Origin of the sequence: Rhizomonospora bruguierae (genome assembly GCF_018397995.1) — a bacterium.
GTDB lineage: Bacteria > Actinomycetota > Actinomycetes > Mycobacteriales > Micromonosporaceae > Rhizomonospora > Rhizomonospora bruguierae.
In genome coordinates this window covers 127,141-147,231 of sequence record NZ_BBQH01000018.1, presented here as the reverse complement: position 1 = coordinate 147,231, position 20,091 = coordinate 127,141, and the positions used below count along the sequence as shown (strand labels likewise).

Here is a 20,091-nt window from a genome sequence, read left to right as displayed (position 1 = left end):
GTTCGCGACTTCCGCCCCTCGTCGGCGGCTGGCAACTGGTCAAATCGGACCTCTCGCCGGCGGTCTGGCTTCCCGCGGCGGGTCTCACCGCGCTCGCCGCCGTCTGGGCGTTGGTGTTACCGGCCACCGGATGGCGGTCCTATGTGGCGCTCACCCCGGCCGGCCTGTACGTACCCGGCCCGTTCCGGCCGACCGCCGTACCGTGGTGGGCGGTCGAGCGCGGCCACGTGACCCGCGATCTGAACGGCGGAGCGTACGTCACCGTCGCGGTGTCGGAGCGGGCCGCGGTCGCCTCGTCGATCGCCGGCCGGATCGTCCGGCTGGTCAACCGCCGGTTCGGCGGAGACCTGCACTTCTCCGCCCAGTTGCTCACCACCAAGCCGGAGTTTCTGGCCTACGCCATCGACACGTATCGCCGCGATCCCGGCCGGCGGCGGATCATCGGTACGGTCGACGAACTGGACCGGCTGTACACCGAATGGATCCGCGACCGCCACCGCCCGGCTAGCTAGGGAGATCTTGATACCGACCTGGCCGGAAGCGGCGTGTCTTACCGAGACCTCGCGGGAGATCATCCGGAATCTTTCCGGTAATTGGTCTGGCCAGACGCATCGACATAGATGTATACCTACAGGTGGCACAGTTGTCCGTCCCGGACGTCGCGCACCGGATCGCCTCGCGAGCGAGGGCTCACGCTCGCCTGCCCCCGGGTAGGCCGGCGTGGTCTGCCCGTCCGCGAGGGGGCACGCCGCGTCAACCCCCACCGCCCTCGTCTGGAGGATCAGCCCATGCGTACCCATCGTTACCGGTCCCGGCTGTGGTCGAGGGCGGTCGTGGCGACCCTGATGGTCGCCAGCGGGGCGGCGGTCGCGGTCGCCGCGAACGCCGCCGCCGCCGGATGCGGCGTCACGTACACGGTCGCCTCGCAGTGGCAGGGCGGCTTCACCGGGGACGTGAGCGTCACCAACCTCGGCGACCCGGTCAGCTCGTGGACGCTGACCTGGAGCTACTCGGCGGGCCAGCAGGTCACCCAGGCGTGGAACGCCACGGTGACGCAGAGCGGCAGCCAGGTCACCGCTCGCAATGCCAGCTACAACGGCGGCCTCGCCACCGGGGCGAGCACCTCGTTCGGCTTCAACGGGTCCTGGACCGGCAGCAACCCCGCGCCCACCGCCTTCGCCCTCAACGGCACCACCTGCACGGGCGCGCCCGGCGGTCCGTCCACCACGCCGCCGCAGCAGCCGCCCACGACGCGGCCGCCGACCACGCCGCCGACGTCGGGGCCGACCACGCCACCGTCGGGCAATCCGGACTGGGGCCGGTCGTTGCCGCCCGCCGGAGCGCAGACCAGCCACGCGTACGACCTGATCGTCATGAACGACCCGAAGGGCTACGCGCCGGCCGCCGGCGAGTGCTCGAAGGAGATCCATGCGCGCTACTGGACGTACGGGCCGGACGGCAAGGTCTACCCCACCTGGCACCCGGCCAGGGACCCCAGCGGCTGTAGCTTCGGCCACGAGCACGGTGACGACCCGCGCACGTCGAACCTGTTCGCCACCGTGGGCTGGCCGGCCTTCGGGTACACCAGCGAAGTGATGATGTCGACGAACCCGGACAGCGGGCAGCGGCACGAGGACCACGTCGGGCACAAGGTGCTGGCGGTCAACCGGGTCAACGTGATCCAGGGCGACAACGGCACGAGCTTCTTCCCGCCCAGCGGCACCACGGTCGCCGTCTGCGACGTGCTGCTGAAGTTCCACCAGGGCACGCACTCGGCGGACGCGTTCACCAACAACGTCCACGAACTGCTCTACAACAACCGCTGCACGCACAACGACAACGGGCAGGTCAGCGAGGCCCGGTTCAGTGCCATGATCCCGCTGGGCCGGCCGGGCGGCTTCGGCAACACCGACTGCCCCGGCCCCAACCTCGGCGGCCAGTTCACGAACGTCGGCCCCGCGGTCCCGGCGGACTCGCCGTCGGACACCCGGTCACTCGGCCGGCTCATCACCGACCAGAACTGCGTCCAGGCGATCCGGGACGGCAAGACGCACTTCGAGGTGACCACCAACTCGAACGTCCCGTTCGACACCAACGACCTGCACGAGTTCTGGTTCTCCGACGTGACCGTGAGCAGTTCGCAACTGACCTTCAATATCGCCCCGCTGTTCTACGTGCTCAACCCGAGCCGGTACTACGACGCGTCCCTGTCGAACCACCTCGCGCACCAGGTCGACCTCTGCTACAGCGGCATCCGCGGGCAGTACTGCGACCAGGTCCGGCAGATCACGCAGCAGACCGGCCAGCAGGTCGCGTGGGACGATCCGCGCTCACCGTTCAAGGGCACGCTGCGCGAGTACCGGCCGGGCACGTTCACCGTGCGCAACACCGGCCCGACCACCGTCTACACCGACGTGTACGGCCGCAACGTCTCGACCTCGCCCTTCCCGGGCTCCATCCGGCAGTACTTCTCCGGTAACCACGCACCGGTCCAGACCTACGTGCGCGGCGCCACCCGGGACTACGCGGCCAACACCGCGGACAAGATCCACGCTCCCAACTGACGGTTCCACGGTGAGGGCCCGTACCGGACGTCCGGTACGGGCCCCCGGCTGCCGTGGGTATCCGTCAGTGTTGGGAACCGGCCGCCGGTTGCCGGACGCGTAGCGAGAGGCACGGCACCGGCTCCGGTGTGACGGCGAGCTGCTCCAGCCGTACCTGGGCGCCGCCGGGCCGGTGGAACAGCCGCACGCCGTCGCCCAGCAGCACCGGCGCGATGAACACCACGATCTCGTCGAGCTGGCCGGCCGCGAGGCACTGCGCCGCGACGTCGGCGCCGATGATGTTCACGCACCGGTCGCCGGCGGCGGCCCTGGCCGCGGCCAGGCCGCTGTCCAGGTCGGTGACGAAGGTGACGCCGGGCACGGGGGTCGCCGGCGGCCGGTGGGTGAGCACGAAGCTCGGCCCGGTCCACGCGCCGCCGAACGCGCCCTCCCGGTCGGTGCCGCGGTTCGGGTCGTCGCCGTGGAAGCTGCGGGCGCCGACGAGCAGCGCACCGATCCGCCCCATCAGGTCCTCGGCGACCGGGTTGGGCCCGCCGAGGTGCTCGGCCAGCCAGGACATGTCACCGCCCGGGCCGGCGATGTAACCGTCGAGGGACATGGTCGCGGAGTACAGGATTCTGGTCATGCGTATGCAGACGGTGCCGGCGCGGAAAGTTCATCGGTCAGCTGGGGCGGCAGGGCGAACGCGGGGAACAGCGCGGGTTCGTGGAAGGCGGTGATCTCCATGATCCGCCCCCGCGCCACGGACACGATCCCGATGGCGAACGGCTGGTACGTGTCACGCCCGGGCCGCCGCACGTAGGCCGCCGCCGCCGGGCGGCCGTTTGCGCCGGTCGGCAGCATCCGGAACGCCCCCACGTACTCCGGTGAGCCGGGATCCCAGCTCGTGGCCAGCGCCGCGAGCACCGCCGCCCGGCCGGCGAACCACACCGGGTACGGCGGCATCGTCGTGCGGACGTCCTCGGCCAGCAGGTCGGCGACCCCGGCCAGGTCGCCGCGCTCGACGGCCGCCATGTACCGGCGCAGCACCGCCCGCTCCTCGTCGGTGGGCGGCGCCGCGGGCGCCCATTCCGCGCGGCGCGGCGGCAGGTGCTCCCGCAGCGTCGCGCGCGCCCGTTGCAGGGCACTGTTGACCGATGCCGCGCTGCCCTCCACCACCGCGGCGACCTGGGGAGCCGGCCAGCCGAGCGCGTCGTGCAGGATGACGGCCGCCCGTTGCCGGGGCGGTAGGTGCTGGATCGCGGCCAGGAAGGCCAGTTCCATGGTTTCCCGGGCGACGGCCGCCGCCTCCGGCTCGTCCGAGCGCGGCGCGACGGGTTCCCACAGCCGGTCGGGGAACGGCTGCAACCAGGCGACCTCGACCCGGCCCGGCTCCGGCCGCGCGGGGTCGGCGGGCGGCGCGAGGTGGTGCGGCAGCACCCGGCGCTGCCGGCCGTCGAGGGCGTCGAGGCAGGCGTTGGTCGCGGTCCGGTACAGCCAGGTGCGCATCGACGACCTGCCGTGGAAGCCGTCGAGCCCCTTCCACGCGCGCAGCAGCGTCTCCTGGACCAGATCCTCCGCCTCGTCGAACGAGCCGAGCATGCGGTAGCAGTGCACCCGCAGTTCGCCCCGGTACCGCTCGACCAGCTCGGCGAAGCTCACCTCGTCGGTCACCCGTACGACGCTACCGGCCGGATCGCGTGCCCGCCGGGAGAGCGGCCGGATCGCCGCCACGGCGCGACGGCCCGGTGGCGGCTACACGGAGGCCGGCTCGTCCACCGTCAGCAGCGCGGCGAGCTGGCGGAGCAGCCCGGGCCGCGCCCGGTAGTACACCCAGGTACCCCGGCGGTCGGCTTCGACCAGGCCGGCCTCGCGGAGGGTCTTGAGGTGGTGCGAGATCGTCGGCCCGGACAGGTCGAACCCGGGGGTGAGGTCGCACACGCAGATCTCGCCGCCGGACGCCGAGGCGATCATCGACATCAGCCGCAGCCGCACCGGATCGCCGAGCGCCTTGAACGCGGGCGCCAGCGCGGCCGCCGCCTCCGTGGACAGGTTCCCCTGCCAGATCGGCGGGCAGCAGGCGGCGCCGGCGGCCGTGGGCTCGGTGCGGACGGGTGGCGGCTGTTTTGACATGGCTCTAGCTTGACAGCTCTCAAATCAGCGTGCAACTCCTGATTCGAACATTGTCTAGTTCACACATCATCGAGACAGGGTGCGTGCGGGTACCCGTTGACGGATCGGAGGAGTGCCGCGATGACCGAAACCAACACCGAGAGCGGGACCCAGGGTGAGTACACCGGGGATCAGACGGCCGGCTCGGATGGCTGTTGCGGGAGCCCGCCGGAGCCCGCCACCGGCCCCTGCTGCGACACCGCGGGAGGTCAGCCGGCCATGACCCGCTGGTGCAGCGCGGTGACCGTGGCCCGCACGGACAGGAACGCGCCGTGCTGCCAGGCGACCGAGTGGCTGAGCCAGTCCCCGGCGAAGTAGACCCGGCCGGCGGGCTGCTGCAGCAACCGGTACCCCGGGCTGGTGTAGGGCGGGGAGGTCCAGCCGCCCTCGAGGTACGGGGTGCGGTGCCAGGCGATGGAGAAGGAGTTCGCCAGTTCGGTGCGGTACTTCTCGCCATGGATCTTCACGCCCTGCGCCACCGCGCGGGCCTCCCGCTCGGCCGGGGACAGTGCACTGTAGACGTTCGCGGCGTTGCCCGTGTTGTAGCACCCGATGACGAGACCGCGCTCGCCGGAGCACCCGTCGGACACCGGCCGGGCGGGCCGGCCATCGCTGGTCGTGCGGCCGCAGTCCCACCGGGTGTACGTGCTGGCGTTCGACGTCGCCGTGGACCGGTTGGTCGCCGCCCGGGTGGGGTTGGGCGGGGCCATCCTCGACCGCAGGGCGGTGGACCGCCCCCGGGCCGGCCCCGACCTGGAGCGTGTGGTGGACGTGCTCGCCCGGTTCGGCCGCCAGTTGCACGACGCGGCACCGGCGGACTCGGTCTGTGCCGGGGTGGGCGCGTCGTACTGCGGGATGATCCGGCCCGGCGACGGCATGGTGCGCTACGGCCCCCACCTGGGCTGGGTGGACCAGGCGTTCGGCGCCGAACTCGGCCGCCGGCTCGGGCTCGGCCTGCCGGTCGCCGTGGGGAACGAGGCGCACCTCGGCGCGCAGGCCGAGCAGCGGCGCGGGGCGGCCGTCGGCTTCCAGAACCTGATCTACCTGCACGGCGACGTGGGCGTGGGCGGCGGCATCATCGTCGGCGGCAAGTTGCTCGGCGGCGACGGCGGGTACGGCTGCGAACTCGGGCACATGATCGTGAACCCGCACGGCGGGCGGCCCTGCGGGTGCGGGTCGCGTGGCTGCCTGGAGGCGGAGGTCGGGGAGCGGGCCCTGCTCGACGCCGCCGACCTGATCGGCCGCGACGCCGTGCGCGCCGTGGTCGACGACGCCGACCGCGGCGACCCCGCGGCCCGCGACGCGCTGCGCACCATCGGGGATTGGCTCGGCATCGGGGTGGCGAACCTCATCAACCTGTTCAACCCCGGCATGGTCATCTTCGGCGGGATGCTGCGGGACATGTACCCGGGCGCCGCCGCCCAGGTACGCGCCCGCATCGCGGCCAACGTGCTGCCGGTCGCCCGTGAGCAGGTCCGGCTGCGCACCTCGGCGCTCGGCGACGACGCCACCCTGGTCGGCGCCGCCGAACTCGGCTTCGCCCCGCTGCTGGCCGACCCGCTCGGCGTCCTGACCCGCACGGCGCTCCGGCCGACGGCCTGATGAAAGGCGTCGATAACGAATCAAACCGGCTGGTATCGTTCCGGGGTGTCGGCCAGCCCCCACCCGGCCACCCCCGGGCACGGAGATCCTGAACTGCCGGTTCGCGGCACCGTCGAGGGGTTCTACGGACCCCCCTGGTCGCACGCGGAGCGCCTGGCGCACCTGGAGTTCTCCGCGCGGGTCGGCCTGAACACCTACGTCTACGCCCCGAAGGACGACCCGCACCATCGCGCGCGGTGGCGGCAGCCGTACCCGGAGCCGGAGCTTGCCCGGCTCGCCGAGCTGGCGGCGGCTTCGCGCGCGCTCGGCATCCGCTTCGTGTACGCGATCAGCCCGGGGCTCAGCATGCGCTTCGCGGACGACGCCGACCACCGGGCACTCGCCGCGAAGGCCGGTCAGGTGTTCGACGCGGGGATCGGGCACTTCGCGCTGTTCTTCGACGACGTGCCCGCCGAGCTGACCCGGCCCGAGGAACTGAACCGCTGGCCCGGCGCGGGTGCCGCCGGCGCGGCGCACGGCGAGGCGGCCGCCACCTTCGTCGCCGGGTTCCTCCGCCCGCGAGGCATCCGGGAGCCGCTTCTGGTCTGCCCGACCGACTACGCCGGGTGCGACGCCACCCCCTACCGCGAGCGGTTCGCCCGGACGGCCCCGCCGGACGCCATCGTGGCGTGGACCGGCTGCGACATCGTGACCGGCGCGGTGACCCGCGACGACGTCGCCCGGGCGGCGGCCAGCTACCGGCGTCGCGTCCTGCTGTGGGACAACTTCCCGGTCAACGACTACGAACCGTCCCGGCTGTTCCTCGGCCCGCTGACCGGCCGGGCCGGCGAGCTGGGCGGCGGCGCCCTGGCGGGCGTCCTGGCCAACCCGATGGTGCAGGCCGTACCGTCCCGGATCCCGCTGGCCTGCGTCGCGGATTGGGCGCGCGACCCGCGCGGTTACGATCCCGCCGCCTCGGCGCGGCGGGCGCTGGCCGCCGTGGCCGGCGCCGGAGCGGCCGACCTGGCGCCGTTGGTCGAGGCGTGCACCGCCTGGCCACCCGAGGCCGAGCAGGAGGCGGCACTGGCCCGCGCGGTGGGCGACGCGCTCGCCGGGCGGCCCGGCGGTCTCGACGTGCTCACCGGCCGGTTGACCGACCTGGCTCGCGGCTGCCGGGCGGCACGCGAGCCGGAACCGCTCGTCACGGCCCTGCGCCCGTGGCTGGACGCGGCGATCGCTATGGCGGACGCCGGCCTGGCCGCCGCGCGCCTGCTTCAGACCGCGACCGTGCCACAACCCCCTGCCGCGACCGTGCCACAACCCCGGGCCGTGGCCGAGTCGCAACCCCGGGCTGCGGCCGAGTCGCAACCCCAGGCCGCGATCGTGCCGCAGCCCCGGGCCGGGGCGTCGGGGGAGGTGGAGGCGCTGCGGGAGGAGGTCCGGCGCGCCCTCGGTGAAGCTGAGCGCCATTACGCCAACGTGCTGCGTTCAGTGATCCCGCCCTTTGTCCGGGAGGTGCTGGACCGGACGGCGCCGGCCGAGTCCATGCCCGCCGAGGGGCGCCCGGCGGCCCTGCTGGTGACCGGCGACCGGCGCACCGCCGGGGACGAGGCCGTCGCCGACCTGCTGGCGCGGCGGGGGTTCGCGGTGCGCCGGCGCGCGCTGCCGGGGCCGGAGGAGATCCGGGAGGCGGCGGCCGTGGTCGTGACCCGGGGCGCCGGTGACGCGGCGATCGCCGCCGTCGCCCGCGTCGACGTACCGCTGTTGGCGTGGCACGGGTTCGTCCCGCTCGGCCTGGCAACCAGCGGCGTGGTCCTGCTGGCCCGCGACCGGGTGCGCATAGCGGAGCCGGCGGACCCGCTCGCCGCCGGGCTGGCCGGCGCGGTGCCCGTCTACCGCGGGCCGGGCAAGCTCACCGTGGCGGAGGTCGGCCCGGATGCGCGTGTGGTGGCGCGGGTGGTCGACGAGGACCGGCCCGCCCTGTTCCACTACCCGGCCGGGGCCACCCTGGCCGACGGCACGGTCGCGCCCGCGCCGCGGATCGGCCTGTTCCTCGGCGCCGACGGGCCGGCGCCGTGGCTGATGGGTCCCGCCGGGCGGGTCATCGTCGAGGCCGCCTTCGACCGCCTGGCGACGGGCAGCGCGGTAGCGGCGATCCCGCGCCCGTCCCCGGCGGGGGATCTGGCCGCGGCCCCGAAGGCGCCGCGGTAGCCGCGACGCACCGCCGCCGCGACCTTGGCCGTCCGATCCCGGAGCGGCCAAGGTCGCAGCGAGCGGGCGTCAGTTCTGGGTCAGCCGGCCGATCGCGGTGAAGGCGACGTCCGCCGGGGCCAGCAGCAGCGCCACGTCGCCCTGCCGGAGTACCAGGCCGGGCGGCGGGTTGAGGACGGTGTCGTCCTGGCGGGCCACCCCCACGACGCTCGCGCCGGGGCCGGCGCGCCGGTTGACCTCCTCCACCGTGCGGCCGGCCCACGGCGAGCCCGGGCCGAGGAGGAGGTGGACCGAGGCCAGGTGGGAGCGGTGCCGTTCCATGCTGACGACGTGGACGGCGGGCCCCTGGCAGCCGAGCAGGGCGGCGAGCGCGTCCGCCTCGGCCGGGGTGAGGACGACGTCCACCGCCACCCGGTCGGGGTCGTCGACGTCGTACACGACGAGTTCCCGGCGGTCGTGGTGGCGGACGACGCCGACGTGCCGGCCGTCCTCGGTGGTGAGAGTGAATCGCGGCCCGATCGCGGGCAAGGCGGTGTGGTCGATGGTCACGGTGTCCTCCCTCACGGGTCAGGCGAAGTAGCGGAGCCAGACATAGGCCCACGCGACGGCGGTGGTGACGGCGGTGGTGACGATGCCGTACCGGGTGAACTGCCAGAAGCTGATCGGCTCGCCGTTGCGGGCGGCGATCCCCAGGACCACCACGTTGGCGCTGGCGGCCACCGCGGTGCCGTTGCCGCCGAAGTCGGCGCCGAGCGCGAAGGCCCACCACAGCGGCTGGGCGAGGGCGGGATCGGCGCTGTGCGCCACGAGATCCTCGACGATCGGCGCCGTGGTGGCCGCGTACGGGATGTTGTCCAGGAACGCGCCGAGGATGGCCGAGCCGAACAGCAGCGAGGTGGCGGCGCTCAGGTAGTTGTGGCCGATCGCGCCCACCGCCCAACTGCCGACGGCGCCGATCACGCCGGTCTCGACCAGCCCGCCGACCATGACGAACAGGCCCATGAAGAACACCAGCGTGGACCACTCCACCTCGGCCAGGTAGTCCTCGGGGGCGGAGCGGGTGACCAGCACCATCGCGCCGGCACCGAGCAGGGCCACGATGGCCGGCTCCAGGTGCAGGACCGAGTGCAGCGAGAACGCGATGATGACCAGGGCGAGGATGGCCAGGCAGCGGACCAGCAGCCCGGTGTCCCGGATCGCCTTGCGCTCATCGAGGGCCATGACCTGCGCCACCCGCTCCGGGTGGTATTCGAACCAGCGCCGGAACAGCAGGCGGCACAGGACCACGAACACGACGAACGCCACCGTGACCACCGGCGCCATGTGCACCACGAAGTCGTTGAACGTCAGGCCGGCGCGGCTGGCGATGATGATGTTCGGCGGGTCGCCGATCAGCGTGGCGGCGCCGCCGATGTTCGACGCCAGCGCCTCGGCGATCAGGTAGGGCACGGGGGAGATGCCCAGCTTGCCGCAGACCAGCAGGGTGACCGGCGCCACCAGCATGATGGTGGTGACGTTGTCCAGGAACGGCGACGCGACCGCGGTGATGAGCATGAGCATCACCATCAGGCGGTACGGGCGCCCCCGGGCGCGCTTGGCCGCCCAGATCGCGAGGTACTCGAACAGGCCGGTCCGCTTGACGATGCCGACGATGACCATCATGCCGAGCAGCAGGAAGATGACGTTCCAGTCGATGCCGGCGTGCTCGGAGAAGAAGACGTCCTTGCCGGGGACCAGGCCGAGCAGCGCCATCAGCCCGGCGGCGGTCAGCACGACGGCGACCCGGTGGATCTTTTCGGTCGCGATGAAGAAGAACGCCACCGAGAAGATGGCGATGGCGAGGTACGCGGTCATGGCCGGCCCCCCGGCGGCCCGTCGGCCATCGTGTGACCGGTCGAGTGCGAGAGGGGGTTCGTTGTCGAGGAACGGGCGGATGGCGGTACGGGCAGCGTGACCCGTACCGCGAACGGGCGGTACACAATGGCCTCCGGAAAACGCGCTGGTCCGCCGCCGGTCGTCCGGCGGCGGTGAACGGTGAGGTGATCGTTAGTGCGCGGTGGAGGCGGGGGGACCCCGGCAGCCGGGGGTGAGCGGTGCGTGCGAGGACGGCGTGCGGGTCACCGCGGCGGGAAGGGCGACGACGTAGCCCGCCGGCTCCGGGTGGACCCGGGGCGGTAGCACCGCGGACGCGACGGTGGGGGCGTCATCGCCGCTGCCGAGCGGTGGGTCGCAGGTGCCCGCCTGTGCCCACGCGCCGGGGCTACCGGACGAGGTCGCGGTCGACGTCGCGCCCGCCACGGAGCGGGGCTTGACCTGGAGCGTGTCGCCCGGACTCAGCTCCGGTGCGACGCTCATGCCGATCAGCAGCGCCGCGACGCCGGTGACCACGCCCAGCACGAGCGCCGACAGCCATGCGGCGGACCCGTGGCGGCCACGACCAAGGTGGACCTTTATCGCGGCACCTCCCACGTCTGGTCGCTGCGCACGGCACAGGCAAGGGTTCGGCAGGCCAGTCTACCTGGTCAACGACGGTCGTCCCGATCGATGCGCAGGTCCCGCTCCAGGTCCGAGATCATCTTGCGCAGCGCGTCCAGCCGCTGGCTGATGACGATCCGGTCGATCTCGTCGGGCACGCCGTCGCCGTCCTCGTCGTAGTCCGCGGCCAGTCCCCGGGTCATCTCCAGGTGGCGTGCCTCCTCCATCGAGTTGACGATGACCGCGATGAGGATGTTCAGGAGCAGGTTCGCGGTGATGAGCACGTAGCTGATGTAGTAGACGAGGGTCCACGGCGAGAGATCCATGCCCTGCTCGATCAGGTCCGGCAGGGTCTCCAGCGAGAGCAGCACGAACAGGGTCAGCGCGGCCCGCCCGATGGTCCCGTACTCCTCCGGGTACCGCTCACCGAAGAGCAGCCAGCCGGCCATCCCGTACACGTACAGCGTGACCATCGCGAGGGCGAGGAAGCCGCCGACGCCGGGGATGCTGCGCAGCAGGGCGGTCACGATCGTGCGCAATCCGGGTGAGAACCGGACCAATCGCACCACCCGGGCGATGCGGATCAACCGGAGGGCGGCGGAGTCCCCGTGCAGGCCGGGGATGAACGCGGCGGCGATCACGACGAAGTCGAAGATGTTCCAGCCGTGGCGGAAGAAGTCCTGCGGCCGGCGGCCGTGCGCCAGGATCCGGATGGCGATCTCGGTGACGAAGATGGTCCGGAAGACCCACTCCAGGGCCCGCAGCAGGAGCCCGGCCGACCCCGGTGGCCGGTAGGTCTCGAAGCCCAGGACCAGCGCGTTCGCGCCGACCGCGACCACGATCGCCACCTCGAAGGCGTGCGACTGGGCGATCGCCGCGGACCATCTCACCACTCTGGACGGCGGGGCGGCGGGGACCGCGGCGGGGACGGTCCGCTGGGCCGGCGCGGACGCCTGCGTTGACGGTGGGCTCACGGGGCGCGCATTCCGGCTGACGGCCGACGGCGAGTCTCCTGAAACACACCGGTAGCTTACGAGGCACGGGGAGTGGCCGGGGCGGGCCGGGAGGGCGCGGGTGCGGCGCACTGCACCTCGGGCACGGTCGGCGCCACGCTGGTGACCTTCGACTCGGTCATCGCCGAGCAGCCGCCGATCCCGTTCCCGGCCGCGGCCGACCCGGCCGCCGGGTACACGCTGCTGCGCCGCAACAGTACCAGCGGGTTGAGATCCCGGTGGTTGCCGCCTGGCTGGCCACCCAGCTCTAGCCACCCCGCTGGATCAGGCGGCTTGGTGCGCGAGGCGGCGCATGCGCAGTTCGAAGGCGAGCCGCTCGAGCCTGGCCGCGCTCTCCTGCTTCTCGACGAGGTTGCTGTGCAGCGTCCGCGAGCACTCGTGCTGGCCGCTGAGCACGGTCCAGCCGATCAGGGGCCTTAAGGCCGCGATGCCGAGATACAGCAGCCGGACCAGGGTGTCGACGGCGAACTGGTCCACCATCTCGTGCGTGGCCCCGCCGGCGACGAACCGTTTGAACCTCAGGTAGACGGCGTCGACCGTCTCGGACGGCGCCTGCATCGACGGCGCTTCGAGCGACTGGAGGCACGAGTCGAGCCGGTCCTGCCGGCATGTGCACTGCCGCTGCTCGCTCCGGATCACCTCGCCGAGATCCTCCCGGCTCACCCGCTGCGACACGAGGTCGAGCATGCGGATGCTGGATGTCTCGATGTCGCGCAGGATCCCCAACTCGTAGACGAACAGGTCCTTGTCGTTGTCCACGGGCATTGACGCCTCCTCAGCGCGCTTGCTCCGTGCCGGCTACCCGCATCCAGGCGCTCCGAACGCTCCGTCGCGCAGCCGTCAATCGCCGGTCACAGGTAGCTCCGCTGGCCCCGCTTCGCCTTCTCGTACGCCGCGCGGGCCGCGTCCACACCCGGGGTCTCCGCGACCTCGGCGACCGGGACGTCCCACCACGAGCGCGAGTCGGGCGCGGGGACCAGCGGGTCGGTCTCGATCTGGATGACCGTGGTGCGCTCGGCACGCTTGGCGGCGGCCAGCGCGGCGCGCAGCCCGTCGATGCCGGTGACGGTGACCGCGTCGGCGCCCAGGCTCGCCGCGTTCGCCGCGAGGTCGGTGGGGAGCCGGCCGCCGTCGCGGTCGCGGTACCGGGTGCCGAACCGGTTGACGCCGACGGTCTCGGAGAGCGCGCCGATCGAGGCGAACCCGTGGTTCACGACGAGCACGACGATGAGCTTGACGCCCTCGGCGGCGGCGGTCACCAGTTCGCCGGACATCATGAGGTACGAGCCGTCGCCGACGAGCACGAACACCTCGCGGTCCGGGGCGGCGAGCTTGACGCCGAGGCCCCCGGCGATCTCGTAGCCCATGCAGGAGTACCCGTACTCGACGTGGTACTGCTTCGGGTCCCGGGGCCGCCAGAGCTTGTGCAGGTCACCCGGCAGGGACCCGGCGGCGCACACCACCACGCCCCGCTCGCCGGCCGCCTCGTTCACCGCGCCGATCACCTCGCTCTGGGCCGGCAGCGGTGCGTGGGCGAGGGCGACGGCCCGGTCGACGGTGGCGTTCCAGCCGGCGGCCAGCCGGATCGTCTCCGCGCGGTACCCGTCGTCCACGCTCCAGCCGGCCAGCGCGGCGTCCAGCGCCTCGATGCCGGCCCGGGCGTCCGCCACGAGGGGGAGCCCGGCGTGCTTGGCCGCGTCCGGCGCGGCGACGTTGAGGTTGACGAAGCGCACGCCCGGCCCCGCGAACAGCGTCCGGGACGCGGTGGTGAAGTCGGAATACCGGGTGCCGACGCCGATGACCAGGTCGGCCCGGGCGGCCAGGTGGTTGGCGGCGGTGGTACCGGTGGCGCCGATCGCGCCGGCCGCGCACGGGTGTTCGTGGTGCAGCGCGCCCTTGCCCGCCTGGGTCTCGCCGACCGGGATGCCGGTGCGCCCGGCGAACCGTGCGAGCGCCCCGGTCGCCTCGGCGTAGATGACGCCGCCGCCGGCGACGATGAGGGGCCGGCGGGCGCCGCGGATCGCCCCGACCGCGCGGGCCAGGGTGGCCGGCTCCGGCACCGGGCGGGGCACGTACCAGACCCGCGGGGCGAAGAACTCCGCCGGCCAGTCGTACGCCTCGACCTGGACGTCCTGGGGCAGGGCCAGCGTCACGGCCCCGGTCTGGACCGGGTCGGTGAGCACCCGGACCGCGCGCAGCGCCGCCTCGACGAGTTGCTCCGGCCGGCTGACCCGGTCGAAGTACCGGGAAACCGGGCGCAGGCAGTCGTTGACGGACACATCGCCGGCGTACGGCGCCTCCAACTGCTGGAGCACCGGGTCGGCGGGCCGGGTGGCGAACGTGTCGCCGGGCAGCAGGAGCACGGGCAGCCGGTTGATGGTCGCCCCGGCGGCGCCGGTGACCAGGTTGGTCGCCCCGGGGCCGATCGAGGTGGTGCAGGCCAGCGTCGACAGGCGGTTGGTCGTGCGGGCGTAGGCCGCGGCGGTGTGCACCATCGCTTGCTCGTTGCGGCACAGCCGGTACGGCATCGTCCCGGCGTTCTCCAGCAACGCCTGCCCGACGCCCGCGAGGTTGCCATGGCCGAAGATGCCGAAGCAGCCGGCGATGAGGCGCCGGCGCGTCCCGTCGCGCTCGGTGTGCTGCGCGCCGAGGAACCGGACCAGGGCCTGGGCCACCGTGAGTCGGGTCATGCGTGCCTCCCGTAGAACGGGACGCGCGGGTCGGCCGGCTGGTCCGCCCACGTGTCGCGGATCCAGGCGTGCGCCGGGTCGTCGCGGAACCGCCAGGCGCGCTCGCCCGGCCCGGCCATCACGTTGAGGTAGTAGAGGTCGTACCCCGGCGCCGCCATCGACGGCCCGTGCCAGCCGTGCGGCACGAGGACCACGTCGCCGCTGCGCACCTCGGCCAGCACGTCGATCGGGCGCTCCGGCGCGCTGGCGTACACCCGCTGGTAGCCGACGCCGCCGCCGGCTACCTCGAAGTAGTAGATCTCCTCCAGTTCCGTCTCGTCCGGGCGGTGCTCGTCGTGCTTGTGCGGCGGGTAGCTCGACCAGTTCCCGCCCGGGGTGAGCACCTCCACCACGATGAGGCGGCGGCAGGCGAACGTCTCCGCGTCGGCGAGGTTGTTGACCTGGCGGGTGGCGTGGCCGGCGCCCCGTACCTCGACGGGCACCTCCGAGGCCGGGCGGTAGCGCGGCGGCAGGCCCGGTCCGGCCACGGCGGAGGCGACGGCGAACCGGCCGCCCGCCGGGCTGGTGAGGCTCACCTCGGCGCCGGGTGGCAGGTAGCACAGGTCGGTGGCGGCGGTGAAGACGTCCGGCCGGCCGTGCAGGCTCAGCGTGGTGCCGTCGCAGGTGACCTCGGCCGCGCCGGCCAGCGGCACGATCACCTGCTCGGTGCCGCGGGTGTGCCAGGACGCGGGCTCGCCGGGGCCCAGGGTGACGAGCTGCAGCCCGGCGTGCCGCCACTCCCGGCCGTCCGGCTCGACGATTGTGCACTGTGGACGAAACCAGGTCATAGCAGCCCCACCGCCGTGTCGACCGCCGCCGCGACGTCATCGTCCGGCGGGTAGAGCAGCGCCCGGCCGATCACCAGCCCGCGGACGGTCGGCAGCCGCAGCGCCTGCTGCCAGGCCGCGTAGGTCTCATCCGGCGCGGTGCCCGGATCGCCGCCGAGCAGCACCGCGGGCAGCGTGCCGGCCGCCATCACCCGCTCCATCTCGGTGACGACCGGCACCTTCAGCCAGGTGTACGCGGAGGTGGTGCCGAGGCCCTGGGCGACGGCGATCGCCCGGATCACGGCGTCGGGGGAGAGGTCGTTGACCGCCCGGCCGGCCCGGTCCCGGCGTACCCAGAACGGCTCCACCATGGCCATCAGCCCGTGCGCGGCCAGCGCGCTCACCGCGTGGCCGCACGCCTCCAGCGTGGCGGCGGTGGCCACGTCGCCCGGGTCGATCCGCAGCAGCATCTTGCCGCCGTCGAGGTTCCCGGCGGCCAGCGCGGCCGCGGTGTACGCGGTGAACCGGTCGTCGATCTCGAACGCGGTGCCCGCAATGCCGCCCCGGTTCATCGAGCCGACCACCACCTTGCCGTCGAGCGCGCCGAGCAGGAGCAGGTCGTCGACGACGTCCGGGGCGGCGAGCACCCCGTCCACGCCCGGCCGGGCGAGCGCGACGAGCAACCGGTCGAGCAGGTCGGTCCGGTCCGCCATGGCCATGCCCCGGCCACCGACCGCGAAGGCGCCGCGCGCCGGGTGGTCGGCGGCGACGAGCATCAGCCGACCCCGCGGACCGAGCAGCGGGCGCCGCCGCCGGGCCGCCCCCGCGGCGGCGAACCGCTCCGGGTGCTCCGCGCGGGCGTCGACCAGGTCGCGCAGGGCCTCGTCACGCATCGGTCGTCAGCGCCGTCACCAACTCCTCCACCTCGCCCGTCGTCGGCATGTCCGGCGCGCAGGCGCGGCGGCCGGCCACGATCGCGCCGGCGGCGTTGGCGAACGCCAGCACCCGGCGCAGCGGCCAGCCCGCGAGCAGCCCGTGGCAGAGGGCGCCGCCGAACGCGTCGCCCGCGCCGAGCCCGTTGACCACCTCGACCCGTACGGGCGGCATGCGGACCGCCTCCGCGGCGGTGACGCCGAGGACGCCGTCGCCGCCGAGCTTGACCACGGCGAGGTCGACGCCCCGGGCGAGCAGCACGGCGGCGGCCCGCTCCGGGTCGTCCTCCCCGGTGGCCACCGCGCACTCCTCGGCGTTGCCGACCGCCACGGTGGCCAGCGGCAGGACGGCCTCCAGCGCGGCGCGCGCGTCAGCCGGAGCGGCCCAGAACTGGGGCCGGTAGTCGAGGTCCACAATGGTCAGCGGCGCCCGGTCGCGGGCGCGCAGCGCGGCGACGTGCGCACCCCGGCTCGGCTCGGCGGACAGGCCCGTGCCGGTCAGCCACAGCACGCGCGCCGCGCGCAGCGCGTCCAGGTCGAGTTCCGCCTCGGTGACGCACAGGTCGGGCGCCAGGGGATACCGGTAGAAGTAGATGGGAAAGCGGTCCGGCGGGAAGATCTCGCAGAACGTCACCGGCGTGGGGAACCGCTCGACCGGCGTCACCCAGCGACCGTCCACCCCGTACCGCGCCAGTTCGCCGCGCAGGTACCGGCCGAACGGGTCGGCGCCGGTGTGGCTGACGAGCGCGACCCGGCGCCCGTGCCGGGCCGCCGCGACCGATACGTTGGCCGCGGTGCCGCCGAGCGACTTGCCGAACGTGCTGACCGCCTCCAGCGGCACCCCGACCTGCTCGGGGTAGAGGTCCACGCCGAGCCGGCCGATCGCCACGACGTCGAACGGGTTCACGGCGCCACCGCCCGCAGGTACTCCAGGCTCTCGCGCACCTCGGCGACCGGGCCTTCGCCGGGCGGGGGCGCGGCGGCCAGCATCGTGTCCTGCTCCAGGACGTACCAGCCGGCGTAGCCGCTCGCGCCTAGCGTCGCGACAATCCCCGCCACATCCACGTCACCGCCGCCGAGGGGCCGGTACATCCCGGCGCGCACCGCGTCGGTGTAGGCCACCTCGCCGGCGCGCACCCGCTCCGCCCACCCCGCGTCAACGTCCTTCAGGTGGACGTGCGCCACCCGCCCGGGCACCTCCCGGGCGAGCGCGGCGGGATCGGTGCCGCCGGCCAGCAGGTGCCCGGTGTCCAGGCACAGGGGAATCCGGGAGTCCTCGGCCACCCGGTACACCTCGGCGGGGGTCTCGACCATCGTGCCCACGTGCGGGTGCAGCACGGCCGTGATGCCCCGGTCCGCCGCCGCGGCCAGCAACCGGTCGAGGTTCGTGAGCAGCGTCCGCCAGCCGGTCCCGTCCAGCTCCGGGCGCGCGTCGTAGCCGTCGCCACCGGTGGCGGCGGCCAGAACCAGCACGCCGGACCAGCCCGCCAGCGTCGCCACGACACCCGGCACCGGGTCGTGGGCCGGATCGTGCAGCACGGCCGGCACGAAACCGCCGGCCACCTCCAGGCCGTGCCGCCCCGTCACGTCGGCCCGCTCGGCCGGATCCGCGGGTAGGTAGCCGTCGGGGCCGACCTCCGTCGCGGTCAGCCCAAGCGCGGCCATCTCCGCCAGCACCCGTCCGGCCGGCAGGCGGTACCCCCAGCCGGGAACCTCGCACACCCCCCACGAGATGGGGGCGCCAGCTATCCGGATCACTGCGGCACCTCCTCGATCCGCACCGGCCCGTGGCAGCGAGTGTTCCGAGTCCATCGATCGAAGTCAAGGCTTTGTTATGACATACTGACGTTTCCGCCCGACGTCCAGGAGGCCGACGTGGCCGGCATCGCCCGCCTCATCACCATCGACCGGTTCAGCCCCGTGCCGCTGTACTTCCAGGTCGCGACCGGTCTCGAGCGTCTGATCGAGTCGGGGCGGCTGCCGCCGGGCTCCCGCCTGGACACCGAGGTGACACTGGCGGACGGGCTCGGCCTGTCCCGGCCGACCCTGCGCCAGGCGATCCAACACCTGGTCGACAAGGGACTGGTGGTGCGCAAGCGGGGCGTGGGCACCCAGGTCGTGCGCAGTGCCGTGCGCCGCCGGGTCGACCTCACCAGCCTCCACGACGACCTGCGCCGGGCGCACCGCAAGCCGCGCACGGAGGTGCTCGCGTTCGACGTGGCCGAGGTGCCCGACGACGTGGCGCCCGCACTCCACCTCGGACCGCGGGCGGAGGTTCTCTCCATCCGGCGGCTGCGCTACGCCGAGGACGAACCGCTCGCCCTGATGCACAACTACGTCCCCGCCGACGTCGCCCCGATCACCGCCGAGCGGCTGCGGGCCGCCGGCCTCTACCAGGTACTGCGGGAGAGCGGCGTGCAGTTGCGCATCGCCGACCAGGCGATCGGGGCGCGCAAGGCCACCGCCGCCGAGGCGCGACTACTCGGCACGGCCCGGGGCGCGCCGCTGCTCACCATGCAGCGCACGGCGTACGACCACGCCGGCCGCGCCGTCGAGTACGGCTCGCACCTATACCGCAGCGACCGGTACTCCTTCGAGGTCACCCTCGTCGCCCGCTGACGGCCACGGGCCGGGCGGCAGGTGGCGGCGGGTCAGCCGGCCCGCCCGTCCGCCCGCACCACGCCGTGCGGGCGGTGCGGTGCTCTCGCTTATGCGGTGGTGCTTTCACTTGTACGGCGCCGCCCTTGTGTGGCGCCGCCCTCGCTCATACGGCGGTGTCCTCGCGCGGCGCTGCCCTGCTTGCGTTGCAGTGTCCCGCTTGCGGTGCCTCGCTTGCGGGGCGTGCCCCGCTCGCGTGGGGTACGGAGATCTTGGTGCGGATCAGCCCAGAAATCGGCGTGTCTGTAACAAGATCTTGCTGTGCTGGCCGGGGCCGCGCGGGTAAGGGGCGGTGTTTCCTATCGGGCGCAGAGCATGCCCGCGTCGAACTCGGCTATTGAGCCCGGCACCGGCTGCGTCGCCGCCGTCGACATCGGCACCCAGACGACCCGGGCGGCGCTGGTCTCGCCCGGGGGCCGGGTGCTGGACGTTGCCACCACGCCGGTGCCGCCGTTCTCGCCCGCGACCGGCTGGGCGGAGCAGCGGCCCGCGGACTGGTGAACGTCACCGTCGCCAACCTGTCCACCGTGCTCGCCCGCAGCCCGGGCCGCCGGGTGCGGGCGGTCGCGGTGGGCGCGGCTGGACCTGGCGGTCCGGCTCGGCGCCATCGACGAGGCGTCCTGGCCGGCGCCGAGGCGCTGCCGGCCCTGCTGGCGCTCACCGACGGCGGCTTCGAGGCCACCATGGACTGCTCGGGCAGCGTCGCGGGGCGTGCCCTGGCGGTCCGCGCGGCCCGCCGGTACGGCCGGTGCGTGCTGGTCGGCGAGGGTGGCCGGCTGGAACTCGACGCCAGCCCCGACGTGATCCACCAGCAGTTGCGGATCGAGGGTTCGTGGGTCACCAGCACCTGGCGGCTTCGGGAACTGGTCGACAACCTGGCCCGGTGGCAACTGCACCCCGAGGTCATCGTGACGGGACGATACGGTCTGGGTGACGCGGCGGCGGCGGACGAGGAGGCCGACGCCGGCGTGTCCGGCAAGGTCGGCATCGTCTCCTGACGCGGGGCAGCG

General features: G+C 73.6%; 22 protein-coding genes. 7 read left to right on the top strand and 15 right to left on the bottom strand.

The genetic code is table 11. The features are described from left to right. Nucleotides 1-143: 143 nt before the first annotated feature. Together KJS59_RS10160 and KJS59_RS10155 are read left to right on the top strand one after the other, a co-directional pair. Complete coding sequence (locus KJS59_RS10160; RefSeq protein WP_213452403.1) at nucleotides 144-512, top strand: hypothetical protein; 369 nt, start codon at nucleotides 144-146, stop codon at nucleotides 510-512. Nucleotides 513-788: 276 nt separating this feature from the next. Beyond that, nucleotides 789-2,564 (top strand): cellulose-binding domain-containing protein, encoded by a 1,776-nt coding sequence (locus KJS59_RS10155; protein WP_213452401.1) that lies wholly within the window; start codon nucleotides 789-791, stop codon nucleotides 2,562-2,564. A 64-nt stretch (nucleotides 2,565-2,628) separates the two neighbouring features. Here the strand turns inward: KJS59_RS10155 and KJS59_RS10150 are convergent, their stop codons facing one another. The 4 genes from KJS59_RS10150 to KJS59_RS10135 all read right to left on the bottom strand — a co-directional run bounded on the left by KJS59_RS10150 (nucleotide 2,629) and on the right by KJS59_RS10135 (nucleotide 5,305). Continuing rightward, nucleotides 2,629-3,189, bottom strand: a complete 561-nt coding sequence (locus KJS59_RS10150; RefSeq protein WP_213452399.1) for a dihydrofolate reductase family protein — start codon at nucleotides 3,187-3,189, stop codon at nucleotides 2,629-2,631. After that, nucleotides 3,186-4,217: an RNA polymerase subunit sigma-70 gene (locus tag KJS59_RS10145; RefSeq protein WP_213452397.1), complete on the bottom strand. Its 1,032-nt coding sequence runs from the start codon at nucleotides 4,215-4,217 to the stop codon at nucleotides 3,186-3,188. Before KJS59_RS10145 ends, KJS59_RS10150 begins: the two co-directional genes overlap by 4 nt. Before the next feature lie 81 nt (nucleotides 4,218-4,298). After that, a complete protein-coding gene (locus KJS59_RS10140; protein WP_213452395.1) occupies nucleotides 4,299-4,676 on the bottom strand; it encodes an ArsR/SmtB family transcription factor in 378 nt (125 codons plus the stop codon). A gap of 248 nt (nucleotides 4,677-4,924) precedes the next feature. Then, complete coding sequence (locus KJS59_RS10135; protein ID WP_213452393.1) at nucleotides 4,925-5,305, bottom strand: FAD-dependent oxidoreductase; 381 nt, start codon at nucleotides 5,303-5,305, stop codon at nucleotides 4,925-4,927. Between KJS59_RS10135 and KJS59_RS10130 the strand changes: the two genes are divergently transcribed. After that, nucleotides 5,268-6,317 (top strand): ROK family protein, encoded by a 1,050-nt coding sequence (locus KJS59_RS10130; protein WP_213452391.1) that lies wholly within the window; start codon nucleotides 5,268-5,270, stop codon nucleotides 6,315-6,317. The two genes, KJS59_RS10135 and KJS59_RS10130, sit on opposite strands and share 38 nt — an antisense overlap. A 45-nt stretch (nucleotides 6,318-6,362) precedes the next feature. After that, a complete protein-coding gene (locus KJS59_RS10125) occupies nucleotides 6,363-8,507 on the top strand; it encodes a beta-N-acetylglucosaminidase domain-containing protein (RefSeq protein ID WP_213452389.1) in 2,145 nt (714 codons plus the stop codon). Between the two features lie 69 nt (nucleotides 8,508-8,576). Here KJS59_RS10125 and KJS59_RS10120 read toward each other — a convergent pair whose 3' ends face one another. The 11 genes from KJS59_RS10120 to KJS59_RS10070 all read right to left on the bottom strand — a co-directional run bounded on the left by KJS59_RS10120 (nucleotide 8,577) and on the right by KJS59_RS10070 (nucleotide 18,181). Continuing rightward, nucleotides 8,577-9,056, bottom strand: coding sequence for a cation:proton antiporter regulatory subunit (locus tag KJS59_RS10120; RefSeq protein WP_213452387.1), 480 nt, complete (start codon nucleotides 9,054-9,056; stop codon nucleotides 8,577-8,579). A gap of 18 nt (nucleotides 9,057-9,074) precedes the next feature. Further along, the gene (locus KJS59_RS10115) at nucleotides 9,075-10,361 is read right to left on the bottom strand and encodes an ArsB/NhaD family transporter (RefSeq protein WP_213452385.1); all 1,287 of its coding nucleotides are present in this window, start codon (nucleotides 10,359-10,361) and stop codon (nucleotides 9,075-9,077) included. A 192-nt stretch (nucleotides 10,362-10,553) separates the two neighbouring features. Continuing rightward, entirely contained in the window at nucleotides 10,554-10,904 is a 351-nt protein-coding gene (locus KJS59_RS10110) for a hypothetical protein (RefSeq protein WP_213452383.1), read from the bottom strand. A 125-nt stretch (nucleotides 10,905-11,029) separates the two neighbouring features. After that, on the bottom strand, nucleotides 11,030-11,875 hold the full coding sequence (locus KJS59_RS10105) for an ion transporter (protein WP_249714023.1): 846 nt from the start codon (nucleotides 11,873-11,875) through the stop codon (nucleotides 11,030-11,032). Between the two features lie 137 nt (nucleotides 11,876-12,012). After that, on the bottom strand, nucleotides 12,013-12,189 hold the full coding sequence (locus KJS59_RS10100) for a hypothetical protein (protein ID WP_213452379.1): 177 nt from the start codon (nucleotides 12,187-12,189) through the stop codon (nucleotides 12,013-12,015). Between the two features lie 70 nt (nucleotides 12,190-12,259). Then, complete coding sequence (locus KJS59_RS10095; protein WP_213452377.1) at nucleotides 12,260-12,760, bottom strand: DUF892 family protein; 501 nt, start codon at nucleotides 12,758-12,760, stop codon at nucleotides 12,260-12,262. A gap of 86 nt (nucleotides 12,761-12,846) precedes the next feature. After that, nucleotides 12,847-14,685 carry a 3D-(3,5/4)-trihydroxycyclohexane-1,2-dione acylhydrolase (decyclizing) gene (gene iolD / locus KJS59_RS10090; RefSeq protein WP_213452375.1) on the bottom strand — a complete coding sequence of 613 codons (1,839 nt, stop codon included), beginning with the start codon at nucleotides 14,683-14,685 and terminating at the stop codon, nucleotides 12,847-12,849. Beyond that, nucleotides 14,682-15,512, bottom strand: coding sequence for a 5-deoxy-glucuronate isomerase (iolB, locus tag KJS59_RS10085; protein ID WP_213452373.1), 831 nt, complete (start codon nucleotides 15,510-15,512; stop codon nucleotides 14,682-14,684). Before iolB ends, iolD begins: the two co-directional genes overlap by 4 nt. Then, a complete protein-coding gene (locus KJS59_RS10080; protein ID WP_213452371.1) occupies nucleotides 15,509-16,384 on the bottom strand; it encodes a Cgl0159 family (beta/alpha)8-fold protein in 876 nt (291 codons plus the stop codon). Before KJS59_RS10080 ends, iolB begins: the two co-directional genes overlap by 4 nt. Beyond that, nucleotides 16,377-17,330, bottom strand: a complete 954-nt coding sequence (gene iolC / locus KJS59_RS10075) for a 5-dehydro-2-deoxygluconokinase (protein ID WP_213452369.1) — start codon at nucleotides 17,328-17,330, stop codon at nucleotides 16,377-16,379. Before iolC ends, KJS59_RS10080 begins: the two co-directional genes overlap by 8 nt. Next, nucleotides 17,327-18,181, bottom strand: a complete 855-nt coding sequence (locus KJS59_RS10070; protein WP_249714022.1) for a TIM barrel protein — start codon at nucleotides 18,179-18,181, stop codon at nucleotides 17,327-17,329. Before KJS59_RS10070 ends, iolC begins: the two co-directional genes overlap by 4 nt. Nucleotides 18,182-18,298: 117 nt before the next feature. Here KJS59_RS10070 and KJS59_RS10065 point away from each other — a divergent pair, with 117 nt between their 5' ends. The 3 genes from KJS59_RS10065 (at nucleotide 18,299) to KJS59_RS10055 (ending at nucleotide 20,079) form a co-directional block, all read left to right on the top strand. Further along, nucleotides 18,299-19,042 (top strand): GntR family transcriptional regulator, encoded by a 744-nt coding sequence (locus KJS59_RS10065; protein WP_283775759.1) that lies wholly within the window; start codon nucleotides 18,299-18,301, stop codon nucleotides 19,040-19,042. Between the two features lie 354 nt (nucleotides 19,043-19,396). Further along, nucleotides 19,397-19,582, top strand: coding sequence for a hypothetical protein (locus tag KJS59_RS10060; protein ID WP_213452367.1), 186 nt, complete (start codon nucleotides 19,397-19,399; stop codon nucleotides 19,580-19,582). Further along, the gene (locus tag KJS59_RS10055; protein ID WP_213452365.1) at nucleotides 19,579-20,079 is read left to right on the top strand and encodes a zinc-binding dehydrogenase; all 501 of its coding nucleotides are present in this window, start codon (nucleotides 19,579-19,581) and stop codon (nucleotides 20,077-20,079) included. The genes KJS59_RS10060 and KJS59_RS10055 overlap by 4 nt, the downstream gene beginning before the upstream one ends. Nucleotides 20,080-20,091: the final 12 nt, after the last annotated feature.

Coding starts and splice junctions, on each gene's coding strand:
- KJS59_RS10155 (WP_213452401.1), top strand. CDS start 789: ATGCGTACCCATCGTTACCGGTCCCGGCTGTGGTCGAGGGCGGTCGTG.
- KJS59_RS10150 (WP_213452399.1), bottom strand. CDS start 3,189: ATGACCAGAATCCTGTACTCCGCGACCATGTCCCTCGACGGTTACATC.
- KJS59_RS10140 (WP_213452395.1), bottom strand. CDS start 4,676: ATGTCAAAACAGCCGCCACCCGTCCGCACCGAGCCCACGGCCGCCGGC.
- KJS59_RS10130 (WP_213452391.1), top strand. CDS start 5,268: ATGACGAGACCGCGCTCGCCGGAGCACCCGTCGGACACCGGCCGGGCG.
- KJS59_RS10115 (WP_213452385.1), bottom strand. CDS start 10,361: ATGACCGCGTACCTCGCCATCGCCATCTTCTCGGTGGCGTTCTTCTTC.
- KJS59_RS10095 (WP_213452377.1), bottom strand. CDS start 12,760: ATGCCCGTGGACAACGACAAGGACCTGTTCGTCTACGAGTTGGGGATC.
- iolD (WP_213452375.1), bottom strand. CDS start 14,685: ATGACCCGACTCACGGTGGCCCAGGCCCTGGTCCGGTTCCTCGGCGCG.
- iolB (WP_213452373.1), bottom strand. CDS start 15,512: ATGACCTGGTTTCGTCCACAGTGCACAATCGTCGAGCCGGACGGCCGG.
- KJS59_RS10080 (WP_213452371.1), bottom strand. CDS start 16,384: ATGCGTGACGAGGCCCTGCGCGACCTGGTCGACGCCCGCGCGGAGCAC.
- KJS59_RS10060 (WP_213452367.1), top strand. CDS start 19,397: ATGCCCGCGTCGAACTCGGCTATTGAGCCCGGCACCGGCTGCGTCGCC.